The sequence below is a fragment of the Streptomyces sp. NBRC 110028 genome (assembly GCF_001417735.1).
Taxonomy (GTDB): domain Bacteria; phylum Actinomycetota; class Actinomycetes; order Streptomycetales; family Streptomycetaceae; genus Streptomyces.
Genome location: NZ_BBUZ01000090.1, coordinates 1 through 3,187 on the forward strand (window position 1 = coordinate 1; position 3,187 = coordinate 3,187).

The 3,187-nt window shown below is 66.3% G+C and carries 2 protein-coding genes; both read left to right on the plus strand.

The window, feature by feature from the left end:
* A partial coding sequence (locus ASC60_RS38365) for a beta-ketoacyl reductase (RefSeq protein ID WP_234357342.1) occupies window positions 1–1,911 on the plus strand: 1,911 nt, incomplete at its 5' end.
* Between the two features lie 41 nt (window positions 1,912–1,952).
* On the plus strand, window positions 1,953–3,187 hold a 1,235-nt coding region (locus ASC60_RS38370; protein WP_199831186.1), incomplete at its 3' end, for a beta-ketoacyl synthase N-terminal-like domain-containing protein.

A 3,187-nucleotide genomic window follows, 5' to 3' on the forward strand; every position in this document is an offset into this window, starting at 1 on the left:
GTGCCGCAGGGCTTGGCGGATGATGTCGCCGTTGCGCGGGTAGTGGCTGCCGTCACGGCCCGGGGTGGCGAGGTCAGTGTCGTGGAGCTCGATCCGACCCGTCCCGACCGCCGGGCTTACGTCGATGCTGTCGCGGGCCGCGGTGTGACCGGGGTCGTGTCGTTCTTGTCCTGGGGTGATCGGCGGCACTCGGAGCATCCTGTTGTTCCCGCGGGGCTGGCTGCGTCGCTGGTGCTGGCCCAGGCGCTGCTCGATTTGGGCTTGGTTGGTGAGGTGCCGCGGTTGTGGCTGGTGACGCGGGGGGCGGTGGTTGCTGGTACTTCGGATATGGGCACGGTGATTGATCCGGTGCAGGCGCAGGTGTGGGGTTTTGGCCGCGTTCTGGGTCTGGAGCATCCGGGGTTGTGGGGCGGGTTGATCGATCTGCCGGTGGAGGCTGATGAGGAGGTGTGCCGCCGGTTTGTGGGTGTTGTGGCGTCGGCTGGTTTTGAGGATCAGGTGGCGGTGCGTGGTTCGGGTGTGTGGGTGCGTCGTTTGGTGCGTGCCGCGGTCGATGGTGGTGGGGGTGGTTGGCGGCCGCATGGGACGGTGCTGGTCACCGGTGGTACCGGTGGTTTGGGTGCGCACACGGCCCGGTGGTTGGTGGCTGGCGGTGTGGATCATGTGGTCCTGGTAAGCCGTCGTGGTGATAGCGCTCCTGGCGCTGGTGAGCTGGTGCGGGAGCTGGAGCATTTGGGTGGAGCGCGGGTGTCGGTGTGGGCCTGTGATGTGGCTGACCGTGCGGCGCTGGAAGCATTGCTGACGGGTCTGGGTGAACCGGTGACGGCGGTGTTCCACGCGGCTGGCGTTCCGCAGTCCACGCCCTTGGCGGAGGTCTCTCTTCAGGAGGCGGCTGATGTGATGGCTGCCAAGGTCGCCGGTGCGGTGAACCTGGATGAGCTGCTGGATGCCTCGACTCTGGAGGCGTTCGTGTTGTTCTCTTCCAATGCCGGTGTGTGGGGTAGCGGGGGGCAGGCGGTGTATGCGGCGGCCAACGCGTTCCTCGATGCGTTGGCGGTGCGGTGTCGGAGTGCCGGCTTGCCGGCGACGAGTGTGGCGTGGGGGATGTGGGCCGGTCAGGGTATGGCGTCGGTGGAAGGTGTGGGGCAGGAGTTGTCCCGTCGGGGGGTGCGGGCGATGGATCCCGAACGTGCTGTCGCCGCGATGGCCGACGCGGTTGGTCGTGGTGAAACGTTCGTCGCGATCGCCGCCGTGGACTGGGAACGCTTTGTGACCGGCTTCGCCTCCGCTCGTCCCCGCCCTTTGATCAGCGACCTGCCGGAAGTCCGTACCGCCCTGCAGAACCGGGAGCAGGACTTGGTTGACGAGGATGAGTCGTCAGGGTTGTTGAAGCGGTTGTCGGGGTTGTCTCGCGTGCGGCAGGAGGAGGAGTTGGTGGAGTTGGTCCGTGCTCAGGCCGCCGCTGTCCTCGGGCACGGCTCCGCGCAGGACGTCCCGGCCGAGCGGGCGTTCAAGGAACTGGGCTTCGACTCACTCACCGCCGTCGAGCTACGCAACGGGCTGGCTGCGGCCACGGGTGTCCGGCTGCCGGCCACCATGGCATTCGATCATCCCACCGCCACCGCCATCGCACGCTTCCTGCAATCCGAACTCGTGGGAAGTGACGACCCGCTGACGCTCATGCGGTCGGCGATCGACCAGTTGGAGACCGGTCTGGCTCTGCTGGAATCGGACGAAGAAGCTCGCTCGGAAATCACCAAGAGATTGCACATTCTCCTGCCCCGCTCCGGAAGCGGGGGCAGTTCGAGAGGCAGGGAAGCAGGTCCAGACGCAGGCGAATATCAGGATGTCGAGGACGCCACCATCGATGAACTCTTCGAGGTGCTCGACAACGAACTCGGCAATTCCTGAAACCTGTCCAACTGCTACCGCGACCTTGACGGGAGAACGTTGTGACGAACGACGAAAAGATCGTCGAGTATCTCAAGCGCGCGACCGTGGACCTGCGCAAGGCCCGGCACCGCATCTGGGAGCTGGAGGACGAGCCCATCGCGATCACGTCGATGGCCTGCCGCTTCCCGGGCGGGATCGAGAGTCCGGAGCAGCTGTGGGAACTCCTGGCCGCCGGAGGCGAGGTACTTACCGAGTTCCCCGACGACCGCGGCTGGGAACTGGACAAAATCTACCATCCTGACCCGGCAAACAGTGGGACGAGCTACGTCCGTCACGGCGGTTTCCTGGATCAGGCGACGCAGTTCGACACGGACTTCTTCGGGATCTCGCCGCGTGAGGCGTTGGCGATGGACCCGCAGCAGCGGCTGCTGCTGGAGACGTCCTGGGAGCTTCTCGAGCGCGCAGGAGTCGATCCTCATACGCTGAAGGGAAGTCGGGCCGGAGTATTCGTCGGCGCCGCCCATATGGGTTATGCGGACAGGGTGGGCACCCCGCCGGCGGAGGCCGAGGGCTACCTGCTGACAGGGAACGCCTCGGCCGTTGTCTCCGGGCGTATCTCCTACACCTTCGGCCTTGAGGGGCCTGCGGTGACGGTGGACACGGCGTGTTCGTCATCGCTGGTGGCCCTGCACTTGGCGGTGCAGGCGCTGCGCCGTGGCGAGTGCTCGCTGGCGGCCGTCGGTGGTGTGGCCGTCATGTCGGACCCGAAGGTCTTCGTCGAGTTCAGTCGGCAGCGTGGACTGGCCAGGGACGGCCGGTCCAAGGCCTTTGCGGCGTCAGCGGATGGTTTTGGCTTTGCCGAGGGAGTTTCGCTGCTCTTGCTGGAGCGGTTGTCGGATGCGCGGCGGCTCGGGCATCGGGTGTTGGCGGTGGTGCGGGGGAGCGCGGTCAATCAGGATGGTGCGTCCAATGGTCTGGCGGCTCCGAATGGTCCGTCGCAGCAGCGGGTGATCCGTGCGGCGTTGGCTGACGCCGGTCTGGCTCCTGTCGATGTGGATGTGGTGGAGGCGCATGGGACGGGGACGCGGTTGGGTGATCCGATCGAGGCGCAGGCGTTGCTTGCGACGTATGGGCAGGGACGTGGTGGCGGGCGTCCGGTGCTGCTGGGGTCGGTGAAGTCGAACATCGGTCATACGCAGGCTGCGGCTGGTGTGGCGGGTGTGATGAAGATGGTGCTGGCGCTGGAGCGGGGTGTGGTGCCGCGGACGTTGCATGTGGATGAGCCGTCACCGCA